The 20,216-nt window shown below is 46.1% G+C and carries 12 protein-coding genes; 6 read left to right on the top strand and 6 right to left on the bottom strand.

The window, feature by feature from the left end:
- Window positions 1–38: 38 nt before the first annotated feature.
- Window positions 39–395, top strand: a complete 357-nt coding sequence (locus FAM09_RS11130; RefSeq protein WP_136577162.1) for a hypothetical protein — start codon at window positions 39–41, stop codon at window positions 393–395.
- Window positions 396–485: 90 nt separating this feature from the next.
- On the opposite strand, the gene FAM09_RS11125 is transcribed toward FAM09_RS11130, so the two are convergent.
- On the bottom strand, window positions 486–962 hold the full coding sequence (locus tag FAM09_RS11125) for a nucleoside deaminase (protein WP_136577161.1): 477 nt from the start codon (window positions 960–962) through the stop codon (window positions 486–488).
- Window positions 963–1,076: 114 nt separating this feature from the next.
- Here FAM09_RS11125 and FAM09_RS11120 point away from each other — a divergent pair, with 114 nt between their 5' ends.
- Entirely contained in the window at window positions 1,077–2,894 is a 1,818-nt protein-coding gene (locus FAM09_RS11120) for a M61 family metallopeptidase (protein ID WP_136577160.1), read from the top strand.
- 208 nt (window positions 2,895–3,102) lie between these two features.
- On the opposite strand, the gene FAM09_RS11115 is transcribed toward FAM09_RS11120, so the two are convergent.
- A complete protein-coding gene (locus FAM09_RS11115; RefSeq protein ID WP_136577159.1) occupies window positions 3,103–3,831 on the bottom strand; it encodes a copper homeostasis protein CutC in 729 nt (242 codons plus the stop codon).
- Window positions 3,832–4,018: 187 nt separating this feature from the next.
- Entirely contained in the window at window positions 4,019–5,047 is a 1,029-nt protein-coding gene (locus tag FAM09_RS11110; protein ID WP_136577158.1) for a N(4)-(beta-N-acetylglucosaminyl)-L-asparaginase, read from the bottom strand.
- Between the two features lie 118 nt (window positions 5,048–5,165).
- On the opposite strand from FAM09_RS11110, the gene FAM09_RS11105 reads away from it, so the two are divergent.
- The 3 genes from FAM09_RS11105 (at window position 5,166) to nagB (ending at window position 10,958) form a co-directional block, all read left to right on the top strand.
- Window positions 5,166–7,064: a CocE/NonD family hydrolase gene (locus tag FAM09_RS11105; RefSeq protein ID WP_136577157.1), complete on the top strand. Its 1,899-nt coding sequence runs from the start codon at window positions 5,166–5,168 to the stop codon at window positions 7,062–7,064.
- A 294-nt stretch (window positions 7,065–7,358) separates the two neighbouring features.
- Window positions 7,359–8,936: a beta-N-acetylhexosaminidase gene (locus tag FAM09_RS11100; protein ID WP_136577156.1), complete on the top strand. Its 1,578-nt coding sequence runs from the start codon at window positions 7,359–7,361 to the stop codon at window positions 8,934–8,936.
- 114 nt (window positions 8,937–9,050) lie between these two features.
- Window positions 9,051–10,958, top strand: coding sequence for a glucosamine-6-phosphate deaminase (gene nagB, locus FAM09_RS11095; protein WP_136577155.1), 1,908 nt, complete (start codon window positions 9,051–9,053; stop codon window positions 10,956–10,958).
- Between the two features lie 151 nt (window positions 10,959–11,109).
- Here nagB and FAM09_RS11090 read toward each other — a convergent pair whose 3' ends face one another.
- A complete protein-coding gene (locus FAM09_RS11090) occupies window positions 11,110–11,418 on the bottom strand; it encodes a response regulator (protein ID WP_136577154.1) in 309 nt (102 codons plus the stop codon).
- A 175-nt stretch (window positions 11,419–11,593) separates the two neighbouring features.
- On the opposite strand from FAM09_RS11090, the gene FAM09_RS11085 reads away from it, so the two are divergent.
- On the top strand, window positions 11,594–12,043 hold the full coding sequence (locus FAM09_RS11085; RefSeq protein WP_136577153.1) for a response regulator: 450 nt from the start codon (window positions 11,594–11,596) through the stop codon (window positions 12,041–12,043).
- A 188-nt stretch (window positions 12,044–12,231) separates the two neighbouring features.
- Here FAM09_RS11085 and FAM09_RS11080 read toward each other — a convergent pair whose 3' ends face one another.
- Window positions 12,232–13,527: a response regulator gene (locus FAM09_RS11080; RefSeq protein WP_136577152.1), complete on the bottom strand. Its 1,296-nt coding sequence runs from the start codon at window positions 13,525–13,527 to the stop codon at window positions 12,232–12,234.
- Between the two features lie 92 nt (window positions 13,528–13,619).
- A complete protein-coding gene (locus FAM09_RS11075; protein ID WP_208025537.1) occupies window positions 13,620–20,057 on the bottom strand; it encodes a HAMP domain-containing protein in 6,438 nt (2,145 codons plus the stop codon).
- Between the last annotated feature and the right edge of the window lie 159 nt (window positions 20,058–20,216).

Here is a 20,216-nt window from a genome sequence, read left to right as displayed (position 1 = left end):
ACCTGAGGTCTAATGAATGTACATTGACGACATGAACAATGAATAACGATTTACTGAACATATTATCTAATAGCAATAAAGACATTGACAACCAGAAGTTGATGGACTACCTGAGCGGCAAACTCTCCGAACAGGAAAAACATGAGGTGGAAATGTGGATGATTGACAATGACTTTGAAAATGAAGCGCTGGAAGGGCTGCAACAGATGTCTGGCAATAAAAAGCTGGAAGGATATGTTGATCAGCTTAACAAAGAATTACATCAGTACATCAAACAAAAGAAAGACCGGCGCGAAAAAAGAAAAATAAACAATGGCTTTTGGGTGTATACCGCCATTGCATTTATTCTCATTATCATTATCCTGGCATATATGGTCATCAGCCGAATTCATTAGTTCGTTAGTTATTGAGTTCATTAGTTCTTTGCGATTATCCGTTTTTTCCCCTTTCAAACTCAATAACTCAATAACTCAATAACTCAATAACTAATAATCTATCTTATCCGGCTTCTCTATCCATTCTTCGAACACTTTCACAACATGCTCCCGCCCAAGGTTAACCATTTCAATTATGCGATCATCCAGCGGAGCCGTTAATTCTTTATAAATAAGCGAATCGTCAAAACCCGCAGCGGCGGCATCATGCCGGGTAGCGCCAAAATAAACCTTCTTTGGACGGGCCCAGTAAATAGCCCCCATGCACATGGGGCAAGGTTCGCAGGATGTATACACTTCGCAATCCGTTAACTGAAAAGTTTGCAAATTTTTGCAGGCATCACGAATGGCCACCACTTCGGCATGTGCAGTAGGATCGTTTAAACTTGATACGCTGTTACAGCCTTCGCCCACGATCGTATCACCTTTTACAATAATACAACCAAACGGCCCTCCTACTCCATTATTCATGCCCTGCCTCGCCAGGTCAATAGCAGCCTGCATAAACTTATTTTCGCGATCCGTCATATTATGTCCTTTTACTATCAAATTTAATTGAAAATTGCGAGCATTGGAGAGGATGGCTGTCCCCCTTCTTTGTAAATATCCTTAATATTGTGCACTCGTAACACAACCACTACTATGATAAAAAGATTTGTCCTGCTCGTGGCCGTACTATGGATTTCGCATACCTATGCTCAAAAGATCAACTACGTAGTTTCCTTTCCCAATATTGTTCATCACGAAGCCCATATCAGCCTGGCAGCATCGGGCATTCCCGCAGGTAAAGCCATTTTCCGGATGAGCCGTTCTTCACCGGGCCGCTACGCCACGCATGAGTTCGGAAAAAATGTGTACGAAGTAAAAGCATTCGACCAAAACGGTAATGCTGTTGTGATCAATCGCATTGATGGCGATGTATACGAAGTACCAAAGCAAAACGGGTTTGTGCGGGTTGATTATACGCTTTACGCGGCATATCCCGACGGTACCTATTCAGGTATCGATCAAAGCAGCGTTCACCTGAATATGCCTGCAACATTCCTATGGATCAAAGGATTTGACAAAGCGCCGATCACCGTTACATTTAATATTCCTGCCGATAAAAAATGGACGATCGCCACCCAATTAAAACCAACTGATAATCCTATTGAATTTACCGCGCCGGGCCTACAATACTTCATGGACTGCCCTACCAAAATCGGCCAGCTCCATTGGAAGGAATGGAGCATTAAAAATCCGAATGGCAATAGTTACAAATTCCGGTTGGCGCTGGAAGCGGAAGCCCACGACACTGTGGCAACCGCCTTTGCGGCCAAAGTAAAACGCATAACCGAAGAAGCGCAAACCGTATTCGGTGAAGTGCCCGCTTTTGATTACGGCACATATACTTTTATTGCCAGCATTAATCCCTATGTGGAAGGCGATGGCATGGAACACCGCAACTCCACCATGATCAGCATTCCAGATGCATTTAATGGTGGCAGCAACCTGTTGGGCGTGTTTGCCCATGAGTTCTTTCATTGCTGGAACGTAGAACGCATTCGTCCAAAAACTTTAGAGCCCTTCAATTTTGAGAAGAGCAACATGAGCAATGAACTTTGGTGTGCAGAAGGCTTTACGCAATATTATGGCGACTTGTTGTTATGCCGCGCCGGGTTAATACCCAAAGAAACTTTGTTATTTTCACTGGGCAGTTTAATAAACACCAAAGAAAATGGAACAGGCGCCAAACGCTTCTCTCCCGTAGAAGCAAGCCGTCATGCTGTTTTTGTTGATGCCGGCGTATCGGTCGACCGCACCAATTACCCGAACATGTACAGCTCTTATTATCCGTATGGCGGCGCCATTGCCTTAGCGCTTGACCTGCAATTGCGCACTAAATTCAAGCTTACACTGGATGATTATATGGCGGCTTTATGGAAACGCTTTGGCAAAACCGAGATCGCTTATACCATCCCGGGGCTTGAAGAAGTATTGGCAGAAACAACCCGCGACAAAGCCTTTGCTGCTGATTTTTTTACCAGGTATATTACCGGTCATGAATCGTTCAATTATGCGCCATTGCTTGAAAAAGCCGGTTTAATATTGAAAAAACAAAGTGCGGGTAAAGCCTGGATCGGCAGGGTACAATTCAAAGAAGGAACCACCACCATCAACTCCAATACAGTGATGGGTACCCCATTATACAATGCGGGCCTCGACATTGATGATGTGATCGTTCAACTGGATGGCAAACTGGTAGCCCGGTCGGCAGATATTAATGAAATACTCAACAATCATAAACCCGGTGATGTGCTTGCCATTCAATTCAAACATCGCAATGAAGTAAAAACAGCATCCATTACATTGGCCGAAAACCCTGCCTACACGCTCACCACATTCGAGCAGGGTGGTTTAAAAACAACTACTGAAATGATGGAATTCCGTAACAACTGGCTGGGAACTAAGATCAAATAGGCAATAGGAATAAAGGCATAAAGGCAACAAGGCAACAAGGCATAAAGGCATAAAGGCAACGAGGAAAACCTATAGACAATAGACAATGAGGACACACGGCAACAGTGAGTGGATTTCCGGCAGCCCAGGTTAGGAGTTAATTTCAATTAATCGCGAGCTATTCACCACTCACTATTCGCCACTCACCACTCAACATTCACCACTCAACTTACGGTTTGGCTTCATTATTTAATACATTTATTATCTTCTTTAATTCCTCTTCGTTTGCAATATACCATGGGCCGGCATCAGTGATGGCGGGGTTGCGGAAGGTTACGGGATCAGGCGCTGTGATCCTGGCCGAGGTATGAAATTCGGTAGCCCCCGTGCCTTTGATCAACGTTTCTATATTAGCAGCGCGTACCCCGGCGCCCGGCATAATAATAATGCGGCCATTGGCCTGTTGCACCAATGTTGCCAGCATGTGTATTCCTTCGGGAGCAGCACTTTTTTGACCACTGGTTAAAATGCGCTCACACCCGCTCGATATAATCTCTTCCAGCGCCTGCAAAGGATCAGGCGTGGCATCAAACACACGATGACAGGTAACACCCATGGGGTAAGCCCATTCTACAATGCGTTTTAACCGGTCTGTATCAATTTCACCATTTTGCTTATGCACGCCGGTTGAAATACCATCGCAGCCCAATTGTTTGCACAGCAGAATATCCTGTTTTATGATGGCGAATTCTTCTTCATCGTAAAAAAAATTACCACCCCTTGGCCGGATGATAGGATATAAAGCGATGCCTATTTTTTCGCGGGTTTGCTTTATGGTGCCGTAAGAGGGCGTAGTGCCGCCATCCGCCGGATTTTCGCATAACTCTACGCGTTTAGCCCCTGCTTTTTCTGCAATAACAGATGATTGCAGGTTGAACGCACATACTTCCAGTAACATATTAAACTGTTTATGGTCTGTGGTTTGTTGTTTATGGTTTGTTGTTTGTTGTTTGTTGTTCATTAATTCGTAAAGTCATTATTAAACGGCGGTCTGCCTTTATGCTACTGCATGTAAAGTGATTCAAAATAAATAGCGAATCTCAAAGCGCGGCAGCAACCACAAACAACAAACAATGAACCATAAACTAATAAATACTCTTGGCAGGAACTAATTTCTCTTCCTTCCCTGTTTTCACCGCATACGTAAATCCCTTCTGTAAAGCATATCCGCCGTACTGACCTTTTTTATTCAGGGCAATAAATCCAACCTGCAGGGTTTTGGCTTTGGCCGGATTGCGGCTAATGATCCGCTCTACCGCTTTTTTACAAGCCGCCCCAGGTGGTAATCCCTGGCGCATCAATTCCACTACCAGGTGCGAACCTACAATACGAATAACCTCTTCGCCTACGCCGGTTGAAGTAGCAGCGCCCACTTCATTATCAACATACAAACCGGCGCCAATGATGGGCGAATCCCCTACCCGGCCGTGCATTTTAAAAGCCATACCGCTGGTAGTGCAAGCGCCGCTGAAATTACCTTTGGCATCCATAGCGATCATGCCAATGGTGTCATGGTTATCAGGACCGCCAGGCATAGCACCGCCACCCGATGGTTTATGCAATTTATTCTCGATATTCATGATGGGCTCATACTTAGATGTCTTTAGCCATTCCTTCCAGGCTTTTTCGCTCTCCGGCGTTAACAGGTTCTCTTTCTTAAAACCATTCGCTAATGCAAACTGCAGAGCACCGTCACCCACCAACACCACATGTGGTGTTTTTTCCATAACCAGCCGTGCAACCGAAATAGGGTGCATAATATTTTCCAAACACATTACAGAACCGCAATTGTAATGTTCATCCATGATACACGCATCGAGTGTAACGCGGCCGTCGCGGTCGGGTAAACCACCGTATCCTACTGATTGATTATTGGGATCAGCTTCAGGTATTTTTACACCCGCTTCTACCGCATCCAGCGCTCTTCCGCCTTTTCCTAAAACAGTCCAGGCTTCAGCATTGGCTTCTTTACCAAAATCCCAGGTAGAAAGAACGATGGGTTCATTCTTTATAGTTGGATAATAAGTGTCTGACTGAGCCAGGATCTTTTTTCCTGAAAAAAAACCCAATGAACCCAGGAATGATGTTTGTAAAAACTTCCTACGCGTTGACATGGTTGTTTAAGTTAATAAGTTAACAGGTTGACTAGTTGACAAGGACGCATTAACTCATCTACGTGTTAACTTGTCAACTTTTCAACCTACATTTAAGCATCTAAATTAAGAGCTAAACATGAGAAAATTATTTCTTTTAATTATTGCATTACAGTTTATAGGTTTTGTTAACGCTCAATACGAACAGGATTCAGCCTGGTTATGTGAAAATTATATTAAAAAAGAAGTGACCATTCCCATGCGTGACGGCGTAAAACTGTTCACGTCCATGTATGTGCCAAAAGATGCAACAGAAAAGCACCCAATCCTGTTGTTGCGTTCGCCTTATTCCTGTTCACCATATGGAGAAAATAACTTCAACGCCGGCCTTTACATGCGTTATTTCAAGTATTATGTACGTGAAAATTATACCATCGTATTCCAGGATGTGCGCGGCCGCTGGGCAAGCGAAGGAACTTTTGTAGATGTACGTCCGTTCAACCCCAATAAAAAAACCAACCAGGATATAGATGAGGCCAGTGATACCTACGATACCATCGACTGGCTGATAAAAAACCTGGAGAACAACAATGGCAATATAGGCGTGATGGGTATTTCCTATCCTGGGTTTTACTCAACCATGGCAGCCCTCAGTGGTCATCCGGCATTAAAAGCGGTAAGTCCACAGGCGCCGGTAACCGATTGGTTCATCGGCGATGACTTTCATCACAACGGCGCTTTCTTTATTATGGATGGCTTTTCTTTCTATTCAGGCGGCTTTGGTTATCCCCGCCCTGCTCCAACCAAAGTGGGGCCCCGTCAAAATATTCGTATCCCATCCAATGATAATTATGAATCGTATTTAAACATCGGCGCTTTAAAAAACTTCATGAAGCTTACGGGTGATAGCCTGCAATTCTGGAAAGACCTGTATGCGCATCCCAATTACGACGACTGGTGGAAAGCCCGCAACGTAAGGAATTTTGTAAATAATGTACCCGCTTCTACGGCTACTTTAGTTGTTGGTGGTGTATTTGATGCTGAAGATTGCTTTGGCGCCTGGAGAACGTATGAAGCTATTGAACAAAAAGCAAAGAATAATAATAAGATCGTGATGGGCCCCTGGTATCATGGCCAATGGGCATCTACCGATGGTACCCACCTCGGCAATGTACAGTTTGGCGCCAACACCAGCATCTGGTACCAGAATAATATCGAGATCCCCTTCTTCAATTATTACCTGAAAGGAAAAGGAGATCTGAAGAAGCTTGCAGAAGCTACAGTATTCTTTACCGGCGCCAATGAATGGAAACAATTGGAGCAATGGCCGCCTGCCGATAAAAAAGATGAACCCATTTACCTGCAGCCTGGCGGTAAGTTGACCTGGGAAAAACCCGTTGCTAAAAACAGTTTTAGCGAATACATCAGCGACCCTGCGCACCCGGTACCTTATACCGAAAATGTACACTTCACCCGCACGCGCGATTATATGACCGATGATCAGCGATTTGCCAGTCGCCGTACAGATGTATTGACTTTTGAAACAGATGTACTGAGCAATGACCTCACGCTGGGAGGCACCGTAGTGGCTGACCTGCTCACCAGCATTTCAACTACGGATGCTGATTTCGTTGTAAAAGTGATCGACGTATTCCCCGATGATTTTAAGTATGCCGGCTCCAACGCAAATCAAAGCCGTGATGCCGGTGGCGCCTACCCAATGGGCGGCTACCAGATGCTGGTACGCGGCGAAATTATGCGCGGCCGTTTCCGTAAGAGCTTTACCACACCGGAAGCCTTTAAGCCGAATAAAATTGAGCAGGTAAAATTTGAGCTGCCCGATGTAGCGCATACCTTTAAAAAAGGACACCGGTTAATGATCCAGATCCAGAGCAGCTGGTTTCCCCTGGCCGACCGTAACCCACAAAAATTCGTAAACATTTACGAATGTAATGACAGCGATTTCCAGAAGGCGGTTATTAAGATCTATCATGATGGATCGAATAGCAGTAATATAGTACTTCCCATTTTAAAATAGGTGCTTGAGTTGACAAGTTAACACGGAAATACAAACAGTTTGATCACGATAGCCGTTTCGGTTTAACCGGGACGGCTTTTCTTTTCCCTTGTCAACCTGTTAACTTATTAACTAATTAATTACCTTGCAGTTTCTCTGTTGTTGGCTGATGCACAGCATATACATTCTCAACGCTTAAAACCAGGCTGAATACACACAGTACCGCGCCTGCGTGGTATATCACATTTGTTTTCATTACAAAACACCCGCTATTGACACTATTTAGTGCCAAAGGGTATTAACATTTTACACATTATGAAAAAAGTTTGGGTTTTTGCCTCTTTACTCCTGACCATCAGCACCTATGCCCAGGTAAACATTATTCCCCAACCGGCCGAACTAAAAATGCCGGAAAATGCGGGCCAGTTTGTGATCACGGCTAAAACGCCTATTATCCTGCAGGGATCCGGGCTCGAAAATGCTGCCCGTTTTCTGAATGAATACCTGAAACAATTGTATGGTTTTACCTTACCTATTATAAAAAAGGAAAGCAAGGTCCCGGCTATTCGACTGAACTATGACCGGTTAGACCATCCGATACCCGGCGCCTACAATATGGAAATAAACGCCAAAGGGGTTTATATTGGCGGCGATAATGCAACCGGCGCCTTTTACGGCGTACAAACCCTGCTGCAATTATTACCGGTAGAAAAATCAACATCATTACCTGTAGCTTATCTCACAATAAAAGATTATCCGCGTTTTGAATACCGTGGCCTTCACCTGGATGTTTGCCGCCACTTCTTTCCCGTTTCTTTTGTAAAACGGTATATCGATTATATCGCTTTACATAAAATGAATTACTTCCACTGGCATTTAACGGAAGACCAGGGCTGGCGCATCGAGATCAGGAAATACCCCAACCTTACCAGGACCGGGGCATGGCGCAATGGCACCATCATAGGCCGCTATCCCGGTACCGGTAACGACAGCATTCGTCATGGTGGCTTTTATACGCAAAAAGAAGTGAAAGAAATAGTTGATTATGCTGCCAAACGCTATGTTACCATCATTCCTGAAATTGAAATGCCTGGTCATGCTTCAGCAGCATTGACAGCTTACCCATACCTGGGTTGTACCGGCGGTCCTTACCAGGTACAGCAAACCTGGGGCGTATTCGACGATGTATTTTGTGCAGGCAATGACTCCGTGTTCACTTTCTTACAAAACGTATTGGATGAAGTGATCCCCTTGTTCCCTGCGAAATACGTACACATTGGCGGTGATGAATGTCCAAAAGAGAGTTGGAAAAAATGTGCCAAATGCCAAAAGAGAATGGCAGATAATAAATTGAAAGATGAGCATGAGCTGCAGAGCTATTTTGTGCAGCGCATGGAAAAATACATCAACAGCAAAGGCAAGACCATGATCGGCTGGGATGAAATATTGGAAGGCGGCCTGGCGCCCAATGCAGTTGTAATGAGCTGGCGCGGTGAGAAAGGCGGCATTGAAGCGGCCAAACAAAATCACGATGTCATTATGACGCCTGGTGATTTTGTTTACCTCGACCATTCACAAACCAAGAAAGAAGATTCTGTTACCATCGGTGGTTATACCCCTGTTAAAGAAATATATGGTTACGAACCGTTACCGAAAGAATTAAATGAAGCAGAACGCAAACATGTATTGGGCGCACAAGGTAACGTATGGACCGAATACATGGGGAATGTTAAAAAGGTGGAATACATGATCTTTCCACGTGTAAGCGCATTGAGTGAAGTATTATGGAGCCCCTCGGAAAAGCGCAACTGGAGCGACTTTGAAAACCGCCTGCAAACACAATGCAAACGTTACGATCTGTGGGGTACTAACTATAATAAAGCGTTTGAGTGATCCGCGGTGATTACACAATCGTTTGAGATATTTTTATACCTGAAAAGAACCGCAAAATCCGCCTGAATATTGGAAATAACTTTAATTTCGCGCAACTATAAAACCGATTTTTTTATGAGCATGGTTGATTCGTTTGAGAAGATACCTGTACGTATTTATCCCGATCTGAAAGAAGGTTCAAAATTCGCAGCCAGGGAAATAGCCGAACTCATCCGCAGCAAACAAGCGGCCGGCCTCTCCTGTGTATTAGGCCTGGCAACAGGTTCTACACCACGTTCCATGTATGCCGAACTGGTACGCATGCACAAAGAAGATGGATTAAGCTTCAGGAACGTGATCACCTTTAACCTGGATGAATATTACCCAATTGAAAACGATGCACTGCAAAGCTATAATCGCTTTATGCATACGCACCTGTTCGATCACATTGACATCGATCCCAAAAACATTCATATTCCTAACGGTGAAATACCCAAGGAAGAGATCAAAGCGCATTGCGTGGCATATGAACGCATGATCGAAGAAGCAGGTGGCATTGATCTGCAAGTGCTGGGCATTGGTAACAATGGCCATATCGGTTTTAACGAGCCTGGCTCCAGCATTATGTCACGCACCAGGCTGGTAACGTTAGACACTTCAACCCGCATCGCTAATTCGCATGAATTCGCCAACATCTCCGATGTTCCCCGGCTGGCGATCACCATGGGTATCAGTACCATTTTAAAAGCCAAGCGCATTTTATTAATGGCCTGGGGCCCTGCAAAAGCAGCCGTTGTACAAAAATCGGTTGAGGATAACATTACGGAACAAATACCCGCCTCTTTATTACAACAACATAACGAAAGTTTGTTTATACTCGATGAAGTGGCCGCAGCTGATCTTACCCGTTACAAATCACCATGGCTTACCGGTGATTGTGAGTGGACACCCAAGATGATCCGCAAAGCAGTGGTGAATATGGCGGTGAAAATAAACAAACCATTATTAAGTTTAACAAATATCGATTACCGTGATAGCGGCTTAGGCGATCTGCTGGTTGAAAAAGGCGACGCGTACGCGATCAATCTGCAGGTGTACTATATGCTGCGCGACAGTATCACCGGCTGGCCCGGCGGCAAACCCGATCTGCATTTGCCCAACCATCCTGAACGCACCAAACCCTATCCCAAACGTTGTGTTATCTTCTCTCCCCACCCCGATGATGATATCATTTCAATGGGAGGCACCTTCCAACGTTTACACGACCAGGGGCACGATGTGCATGTTGCTTATCAAACATCAGGTAACATTGCCGTAACCGATGAGTTTGTGACCCGCTTTATGGATTTCGCTGTAGGTTTTGAAGATATGTTTGGCGTAGACAGCAAGAAATCAAAAGCGATCCTGGAACAAGCCCGTCAATACCTGCGATTCAAGAAATCGAACCAGATAGATACGCCTGAGATCAGATCGGTGAAAGGATTGATCCGCCGCTGCGAGGCAAAAGCTACCTGCCGCTATGTGGGCATTAAAGACGATAACATCCATTTTCAAAACCTGCCCTTTTACGAAACCGGCACCATCGAAAAAAATCCGATGGGTGAAGCCGATGTTAAACTAACGATGGAGCTGTTGCGCAAAATTAAACCGCACCAGATCTATTGCGCCGGCGACCTGGCCGATCCGCATGGAACGCACAAGGTTTGCCTGGATATCGTATTCGAATCATTACGCCGCATAAAAGAAGCCGGTGACGACTGGGTTAAAGATTGCTGGGTTTGGTTGTATAAAGGCGCCTGGCAGGAATGGGACCTCAGCGAAATTGAAATGGCTATTCCCATGAGCCCCGACCAGGTACTCAAAAAGCGTTTCGGTATTTTCATTCACCAGTCGCAAAAAGATATGGTCCCCTTCCAGGGAAGCGACAGCCGCGAGTTCTGGCAACGCGCTGAAGACCGCAATTCCAACACCGCTAATTTGTATGCTCAATTAGGGCTTACCAAGTACGCAGCGATGGAAGCATTTGTACGGTGGCATTTTTAATAGTTACAGGTTTCAGGGAATCGTGACATAGTAACCAACTTAATAATTAAAGGGCAATTTCGCACGAAATTGCCCTTTTGTATTTCGGCCCTGTAACTTGCAACATGCAACTGCACGTAACCATACATAAGTAACAAAACCGCCAACTCTCTTAATTAACTACCAGGTTCATTAAAGTTTGCTTCTCTGGTAACTCGGTAAACACGTATACCGGAATCTCATCCATTCCATTGTTTACGCGCAGGTCTTTCAGATAATCGATGTACCTTTTTTCAGGATTATTAACATATACAATGATAAGGTCCGGAATCCTGCTATCTAGAAAATCCATAAGTTGTTGATAATTCTCTACACAATCTGTTTCAACAGGGATCGGCAGATGCTGCAACAACTGTTTCATACCGAGTACGTTCTCACTGTGGTCGTAAAACAATATAATATACCTGGATTTTGCCTGCATACTGTACTGTTTTTATAGAACAATAAACTAAAAATTGTATTCCATCATTGCAATTTTGATTGTATTTTCGGTGATCTTATTGTCGTAACTTTTTGCTTATTTCATTCAAAAAGTGTGTTAAGATGTTTCGTGATCTCCCGCTTTTAGCGGGAAAGGCAGGTAAAAAAAAATATATATGAATGTTTCTAATCAGTATCCAACAAATGTACTAATTGCGGAGGATGACGACGAGGACTACCTGATTTTTTCACTGGCGATTGAAGAACTTTCATTTAAAGTGATCTTGTCACGGGCAGAAAACGGCGATATTCTTTTCAAATTGTTGGATGAAAATAACCCCGACATCGTTTTCCTTGACTTGCTGATGCCATGCAAGGATGGACGGCAGTGTTTGCGCGAGATCAGGGCAAACAGGAAATATGATTCTATTCCCATTATCGTATATTCCTCGTTAAGTGATCTGCAGAATGTTGAATTTTGTTATCGCGAGGGATCTAATTTGTATGCTGTTAAACCGCATACGTTGCAGGAGTTAAAAACAATTCTTGAGAAGATCTTCAGCATCGACTGGAAAAAAGTACTTTATTTTCCACCCCGTTCCATGTTTGTACTAAATCCACAATAAATGTTTGTGGTTTGTAGTTTGTTGTTTGTGGTTGCTGCCGCTTTGAGCTTCGCTATTATTTTGAAAGAGCATAACCGGCAACATGGCTAGGCCGCAGCCTACAAGGACTTTACGAGTATAAAGAACCATAAACCACAAACCACAAACCACAAACCATAAACCACAAACCACAAACCACAAACTATACCTTACTTTTTCCCCAGCAATAAAAAAGCAGCGGTATCGCCACCGGGTTCGCCGGCATTTTCAGCAGTAACCTGGTGAACAGGTAATGAAATTATAAAGGTAGAACCTTTGTTTACCTTGCTTTGCACAGAGATAAAGCCATTGTGCTTTTCAACGATCTTCTTACAAAGCGTAAGGCCAATGCCCGTGCCTTCAAATTCACTATGTACATGCAGTCGCCTGAACATATCAAATATTTGTTCGGCATATACCTGGTCGAACCCGATGCCATTATCCTGCACATAAATGCGGCAATACTTTATGGGTTCTTTATTGGAAGTGGTTGCGGTAATGATTTCCGATCGGATCTTGATCACCGGCTTTTCCTCTTTTTTGCTATACTTAAGCGCGTTGCTCAGCAGGTTCTCGAAAAGAGGGCGTACCAGTCCCGGATTTACATCGATGGCAGGCAGTTCCTCTATTTCAAAACTGGCGCTTTTTTCCTGGATGGTCCCATCCAGTTCATCCAGCGCTTCCTGTAAAATGAGGTTGAGGTTGTAATTAACAAAAGTGTCTTTCTCGTTATTGATACGCGAAAATGCCAGGATATCGCTGATGAGCGTTTGCATGCGAACAGCGGCATTCTGTATGCGGTTAATATAATTGATGGCGGGCGAATCGAGCACCGTCTGGTATTTTACAAACAGCAGATCGCTGAAGGTGCGGATCTTGCGCAAGGGCTCCTGCAGGTCATGAGAGGCCATGAAAGCAAACCGGTCGAGGTCGCGGTTGGCCGATTCGAGGAGGGCAATATTTTCGAGCAACTGGCGGTTCAGTTCTTTTATCCGTTCTTCCGAGGCCTTGCGTTCGGTAACTTCCATTTCCAGGCTCCGGTTGATCACTGTAAGCCGTTTCTCCTGCTCAATAAGGCGATGGTTTTTCCTGTACAGATCAACCAACACGTTCACCTTGGCCCGCAACAATTCGGAGTTAATAGGCTTATAGATATAATCTACCGCACCCATACGGTAGCCCTTGAAAATGTTCTCTTCGCCGTAATTATTGGCCGTAATGAAAATAATGGGAATATGCTTCAGCTTTTCCCGTTCGTAGATCAGGGCAGCCGTTTCAAATCCATTCAAATTAGGCATTTTAACATCCATCAATATAAGCGCAAAGTCAATTTCGCTCAACAGGATCTTCAATGCCTGGCTCCCTGAGCTGGCCTTAACAAAAATGTACCCATCGGGCGCCAGTATGGCTTCCATAGACATTAAGTTGTCTTCCCGATCATCTACTAACAGAATTTTTGGACGCATTTCAAAAATTTGAAAATTTGAAAATTTGAAAATGCTTTTGCCGGCAACCGTTGTATTTCATTTTCAAATTTTCAAATTAGCACATTATCAAATTACTTATAGAACCATACTCGCATCAGCGATAACAACTGATCTATCTTTAACGGTTTGGTGATATAATCCGAGGCGCCGGCTTCAATACATTTTTGTCTGTCGCCCTTCATCGCTTTTGCCGTTACAGCAATAATCGGCAGGGAACTGTTCTTATGCTCCCGCCTTATTTTTTGCGTGGTCTCATAACCATCCATTTCAGGCATCATAATATCCATTAGCACCATATCAATCTTGGGACTGTCTTCACTAATAATATTAATGGCTTCCCTGCCGCTTTCAGCCGTGATCACATTAATATTATAACGCTCAAATACCGTTGTTAGTGCAAACAGGTTACGTACGTCATCGTCTACGACCAACACATTCTTCCCGGTAAGGATATCTTCTTTCTTCCGGATGTTCTCAATAACCTTCCGTTTATCGGCCTGCAGGTCTTTATGATTGATATGCAGGTGTAATACCGTTTCTTCCAACAGGTGTTCCAGTGAGTTCACGCCTTTCAGGAGGATCTTATTGGAAACTGTATTCAATTGTTGCAATTCTTTTTTATTGAACTCACGGGCCGAATAAACAATGACCGGTGTTAGCCTGGGTTTGTTTTCCGAAACCAGGTTTACAAGCTCATGTCCCGGCAGGTCGGGCAGTGAATAATCAAGGATAATACAATCGAAATCCTTGCTGTTGATGTCATGCATGGCCTTTTCACCGGTTTCAGCCAGGGTTACCTGCATGATGTCAGTTCCCAACAATTTTACGATCTGCGAAGCGTCCACTTCATTATCTTCTACTACCAGGATATGTTTTACTTCTTTTTTATTGAAGGCCACAATATCATCGAACAGATCGTTCAACGATTCATTATCCAATGGCTTTAACTTGAAGCTGCGGGCGCCGCGTTTCAAGGCCAGGGAGCGGTTCTCTTCTCCCGAAATCAAATGAATGGGAATATGCCGGTAGCTGAGGTCATTGCGCAACAGTTCCATTACCTTCCAGCCACTGGTATCAGGCAACTTCACATCGAGGGTAATGGCGATGGGCGTAAAGCGGTTGATAAAGTCAAACACCTCAATATAGTTGGTGGCCACTATTGCTTTCAATCCATACTGATGTGCTTTTTCAATGATGATCTTGCCAAACCGGATATCATCCTCAACGATCAGGATCACCTTATCGCTCGATTGTATACTATTCCGGTCATCGCCGGTATCATTGATCATTTCATTCACTATATGCAAGCCTGCCGTTTCGGTGCCTTCGCCCGCAACCCTGATCGAATTCAACAAGGTATCAATTTCACCACTGTCTGTGCCCAGTTGATACTGGTATTCACTGAGGCTGGCGGGAGCTTCGCGCGTTACCATCCCCGATACATTTTCTATTGGCAGGAATAACGTGAACGTACTTCCCTGTCCGGGCTGGCTTTCCAGTTCAATAGTACCGCCTAACAATTCAGTAAGGCCGCGGCTGATCGACAAGCCCAGGCCAGTGCCGCCATACTTACGGCTGGTACTTCCTTCTGCCTGCTGGAACGCTTCAAAGATGATGCTTTGTTTTTCCAATGGAATACCAATGCCGGTATCACTGATGGCAAAGGCCACTACGCGTTGTGCATTGTCGAGCGATGAATTGCCTGGCTTCCAGTTCCTGAGGGCTTCATAGATCTTCAGTTTTACTTCTCCCTTTTCCGTGAACTTGAAGGAGTTCGACAACAGGTTCTTCAAGATCTGGTTCAACCGTTGAATATCGGTTTCCATATTGTCTGGCAACCGCGTATCGGTTTCAATGGTAAAGCGCAAATGCCTTGCTTCGGCAATCGGCTTGAAGGTGGTTTCCACAAAGGAAGTGATCTCGAAGAACCGTACCGGCGCAAAATTGGCGGTAATGAACCCCGATTCGATCTTCGACAGATCGAGGATATCGTTGATCAGTTGTATGAGGTCATCTCCGCAGGAGTGGATGGTTTTGGCGTAGCGTATTTGCTTTTCCGTTAAGTTGCCTTCGGCGTTTTCATACAATTGCTGTGCAAGAATGAGCAAGCTGTTCAATGGCGTACGCAGCTCGTGCGACATGTTGGCTAAAAATTCCGATTTATACTTCGAGGTAAGTGTTAACTGTTCGGCTTTTTCTTCCAGCGAGCGGCGGGCTTCTTCTACTTCCTTGTTCTTTGCTTCCACTTCGTTCTTTTGTTTTACCAGCAACAGGGCTTTATCCTGCAGCTCATCGTTGGTCCTGCGTAACTCTTCCTGCTGCACTTTCAACTCACTGGCCAGTGATTGCGACTGGGCCAGCAGCTCTTCCGTACGGGTATTCGCCTCGATGGTGTTCAATACGATACCGATACTTTCTGTAAGCTGGCTTAGGAAGTCGAGGTGGGTTTGGCTGAAGGTGTCCAGCGAGGCCAGTTCGATAACCGCCTTTACATTGTTTTCGAACAATACCGGCAGAATGATCACATTGGCCGGCTTCGCTTTGCCTAATGCAGAACTGATGCGGATATAATTGGCCGGCACGTTGGTGAGGATGATGCGTTCTTTTTCAAACGCCACCTGGCCTACGAGCCCTTCACCGATGGCAAACTCCGTTATAATATTTTTATCAGATTTATAACCGTACGCCGCAAACAGGCTCAGTGTTACATTTTGTGTATCCTCATCCTGTTTCAGAATATAGAAGGCGCCAAAATGCGCGCTTACTACCCGCGCCAGTTCCGACAATATTTTCTGTGTTACGGTCTTCAGGTCGCGCTGGCCCTGCAGCATTTGACCGAATTTAGCGAGGTTCGATTTCAGCCAGTCCTGCTCCTGGTTACGCAAGGTTGTTTCGCGCAGGTTGGTGATCATCTGGTTGATGGTATCTTTTAAGGCTTCCACCTCTCCTTTTGCTTCTACGCGAATGGTACGGGTAAGGTCGCCTTTCGTAACCGCCGATGCCACTTCAGAAATGGAACGCACCTGCGTGGTAAGGTTTTGCGCCAACTGATTCACGTTCTCCGTAAGGTTCTTCCAAATACCGCTCGCCCCTGGTACGCTCGCCTGCCCTCCCAACCGGCCTTCAACACCCACCTCACGGGCTACAGTGGTTACCTGGTCGGCAAAGGTGGCCAGCGTATCGATCATTTCATTGATGGTATCGATCAGTTGCGCTACTTCACCGCGCGATACGATGGTCAGTTTTTGTTTCAGGTTGCCGGTTGCCACGGCGGTCACCACTTTGGCAATTCCACGCACCTGGTTGGTGAGGTTACTGGCCATCATGTTCACACTATCCGTTAAGTCTTTCCAGGTGCCGGCTACACCACGCACTTCAGCCTGTCCGCCCAGTTTACCTTCCGTTCCCACTTCACGCGCCACACGCGTTACTTCCGATGCAAAACCGCGCAACTGGTCCACCATCGTATTGATGGTATTTTTCAGGTCAAGGATCTCTCCTTTAACGTCAATGGCTACTGTTTTCGACAAGTCGCCGCTCGCCACCGCCTTGGTCACTTCGGCAATGTTACGCACCTGGGCAGTAAGGTTACCGGTCATCTGGTTCACGGAGTCGGTCAGATCTTTCCAGGTACCCGCTACACCGGGTACAAATGCCTGACCACCCAGTTTACCATCGGTACCTACTTCACGCGCCACACGCGTTACTTCGGAAGCGAAGGCGCGGAGCTGGTCTACCATCGTGTTCAGGGTTTCCTTCAACTGCAGGATCTCACCGCGTACGTCAACCGTAATTTTTTTCGACATATCTCCATTTGCTACCGCAATGGCCACTTCGGCAATGTTACGCACCTGAACAGTAAGATTACCGGCCATCTGGTTTACCGAGTCGGTAAGGTCTTTCCAGGTTCCGGCAACACCCGGTACGTTTGCCTGCCCGCCCAGTTTACCTTCGGTACCTACTTCACGCGCCACACGCGTTACTTCCGATGCAAAACCGCGCAACTGGTCCACCATCGTATTGATGGTATTCTTCAACTCCAGGATCTCGCCTTTTACATTCACATCGATCTTGCGGCTTAAGTCGCCATTGGCCACGGCCGTTGTTACCTCGGCAATGTTACGCACCTGCGAGGTAAGGTTACTGGCCATTTTATTTACGCTATCGTTCAGGTCTTTCCAGGTTCCGGCAACGCCCGGTACATCGGCCTGTCCGCCGAGCTTACCTTCCGATCCCACTTCACGCGCCACACGCGTTACTTCTGATGCGAAACCATTCAACTGGTCAACCATTGTGTTGATGGTGTTTTTCAATTCCAGGATCTCCCCCTTCACATCCACCGTGATCTTACGGCTAAGGTCACCCTTTGCCACCGCGGTGGTCACTTCGGCAATGTTACGCACCTGGTTGGTGAGGTTACTGGCCATCATGTTCACCGAGTCGGTCAAATCCTTCCAGGTGCCGGCCACCCCGCGTACTTCCGCTTGTCCGCCGAGTTTACCTTCCGAGCCCACTTCACGCGCCACGCGCGTTACTTCCGATGCAAAACCGCGGAGCTGGTCCACCATCGTGTTGATGGTATTCTTCAACTCCAGGATCTCGCCTTTTACATCCACATCGATCTTGCGGCTCAGGTCGCCATTAGCCACCGCGGTTGTTACCTCGGCGATGTTACGCACCTGGGAGGTAAGGTTACTGGCCATTTTATTTACACTATCCGTTAAGTCTTTCCAGGTTCCGGCTACGCCCGGTACTGCGGCCTGTCCGCCAAGTTTACCTTCCGATCCCACTTCACGCGCCACACGCGTTACTTCCGAACCAAATGAATTCAACTGGTCTACCATCGTGTTGATGGTGTTTTTCAATTCCAGGATCTCGCCTTTCACATCCACCGTGATCTTACGGCTAAGGTCACCCTTTGCCACGGCAGTGGTCACTTCCGCAATGTTACGCACCTGGCCGGTAAGGTTACTGGCCATACCGTTTACCGAGTCGGTCAGGTCCTTCCAGGTGCCGGCTACCCCTTTTACCTGCGCCTGACCGCCCAGTTTTCCTTCGGTACCTACTTCCAGCGCCACACGCGTTACTTCCGAGGAGAATGAGTTCAACTGGTCTACCATCGTGTTGATGGTATTTTTCAGCTCCAGGATCTCCCCACGCACATCCACCGTGATCTTACGGCTAAGGTCACCCTTTGCCACCGCGGTGGTCACTTCTGCAATGTTACGCACCTGGCCGGTAAGGTTACTGGCCATCTGGTTTACGGAGTCGGTCAGGTCTTTCCATACGCCACCTACCCCTTTTACTTTTGCCTGTCCGCCCAGTTTTCCTTCCGACCCCACCTCACGCGCTACACGCGTTACCTCGGCAGAGAAGGAGTTCAACTGGTCAACCATGGTATTGATGGTATTTTTCAATTCAGAAATTTCTCCTTTTACATCCACGGTGATCTTACGGCTAAGGTCACCCTTTGCCACCGCAGTGGTTACCTCGGCAATGTTGCGCACCTGGCCGGTTAGGTTACTGGCCATCTGGTTCACCGAGTCGGTCAGATCCTTCCAGGTTCCGGCCACGCCTTTTACCTGCGCCTGACCACCCAGCTTTCCTTCCGTTCCTACTTCCAGCGCCACACGCGTTACTTCCGAGGAGAAGGAGTTTAACTGGTCAACCATCGTATTGATGGTATTTTTCAATTCAAGGATCTCTCCTTTTACGTCCACCGTAATCTTTTTCGACAGATCGCCTTTTGCCACCGCGGTGGTCACCTCGGCAATGTTACGCACCTGGCCAGTAAGGTTACTGGCCATTTGGTTCACGGAATCGGTCAGGTCTTTCCAAACGCCACCTACGCCTTTTACTTTAGCCTGGCCGCCCAGCTTACCTTCCGAACCCACTTCACGCGCCACACGGGTAACCTCCATGGAAAACAGGTTCAACTGTTTCACCATGTCATTCACTTCCTTGGCAATGGTGGCAAACTCTCCCTGTAATACGTGCCCGCCTATTTCGAGCGGCATTTCTTTCGACAGGTTTCCTTTGGCCACCGAACTGATCACATCAGCGATCTCAATAGTGGGGTGAACCAGGTCAGAGATCAGGATATTCAGCGATTCAACCCCGGTACGCCAGGCGCCGCGGGCATTGGGCAATTCGATACGCTGGTTCAGTTTACCCTGCTTACCAATGGTATTGCCGGCCCGGGTAAATTCCATCATCATTTTTTCATTGAGCGAAATGATCTCATTGAGCGTATCGCAGATCTTACCGCTGATACCCACCTGATCAATGGGCATACGCACACTAAAATTCCCATTCTTCACCTGGGTAAGCACATGCAACAGTTCGCGTGAATCTAAAAAACCGCTTAACTGGCGATGAGTAGCCTCTGTTTCTACTTCGCTTACTATCTGGGATTTCTTTTTTGGAGAAACGAGCTTTCCATTCGGGGGCACTGCCGCTGCTACATCCTGGCGGTTTGAGCGATTAGTAGTAGGTTTTGAACGCGCCATAATCAGGTATTTTAAGAATTTACATTAATGTTTAGTAACCGGTTGCAAGAAGGTTTGTACGGTAACCACCCGGCCAATCTTCGGTGTTGCGGGTTAGTGGTTTTGCACGGTACAATATTGCTCATTTGTGATTCAAACGGCGTTCCGTTTTTTAGGAAG

The organism is Niastella caeni (assembly GCF_004834005.1).
GTDB lineage: Bacteria > Bacteroidota > Bacteroidia > Chitinophagales > Chitinophagaceae > Niastella > Niastella caeni.
This window is presented reverse-complemented; position numbering and strand designations above follow the sequence as displayed.

Bases quoted from the DNA above. Each gene is read 5' to 3' on its own strand.
- FAM09_RS11130 (WP_136577162.1), top strand. From the start codon at position 39: ATGAATAACGATTTACTGAACATATTATCTAATAGCAATAAAGACATT.
- FAM09_RS11125 (WP_136577161.1), bottom strand. From the start codon at position 962: ATGACGGATCGCGAAAATAAGTTTATGCAGGCTGCTATTGACCTGGCG.
- FAM09_RS11120 (WP_136577160.1), top strand. From the start codon at position 1,077: ATGATAAAAAGATTTGTCCTGCTCGTGGCCGTACTATGGATTTCGCAT.
- FAM09_RS11115 (WP_136577159.1), bottom strand. From the start codon at position 3,831: ATGTTACTGGAAGTATGTGCGTTCAACCTGCAATCATCTGTTATTGCA.
- FAM09_RS11110 (WP_136577158.1), bottom strand. From the start codon at position 5,047: ATGTCAACGCGTAGGAAGTTTTTACAAACATCATTCCTGGGTTCATTG.
- FAM09_RS11105 (WP_136577157.1), top strand. From the start codon at position 5,166: ATGAGAAAATTATTTCTTTTAATTATTGCATTACAGTTTATAGGTTTT.
- FAM09_RS11100 (WP_136577156.1), top strand. From the start codon at position 7,359: ATGAAAAAAGTTTGGGTTTTTGCCTCTTTACTCCTGACCATCAGCACC.
- nagB (WP_136577155.1), top strand. From the start codon at position 9,051: ATGAGCATGGTTGATTCGTTTGAGAAGATACCTGTACGTATTTATCCC.
- FAM09_RS11090 (WP_136577154.1), bottom strand. From the start codon at position 11,418: ATGCAGGCAAAATCCAGGTATATTATATTGTTTTACGACCACAGTGAG.
- FAM09_RS11085 (WP_136577153.1), top strand. From the start codon at position 11,594: ATGAATGTTTCTAATCAGTATCCAACAAATGTACTAATTGCGGAGGAT.
- FAM09_RS11080 (WP_136577152.1), bottom strand. From the start codon at position 13,527: ATGCGTCCAAAAATTCTGTTAGTAGATGATCGGGAAGACAACTTAATG.
- FAM09_RS11075 (WP_208025537.1), bottom strand. From the start codon at position 20,057: ATGGCGCGTTCAAAACCTACTACTAATCGCTCAAACCGCCAGGATGTA.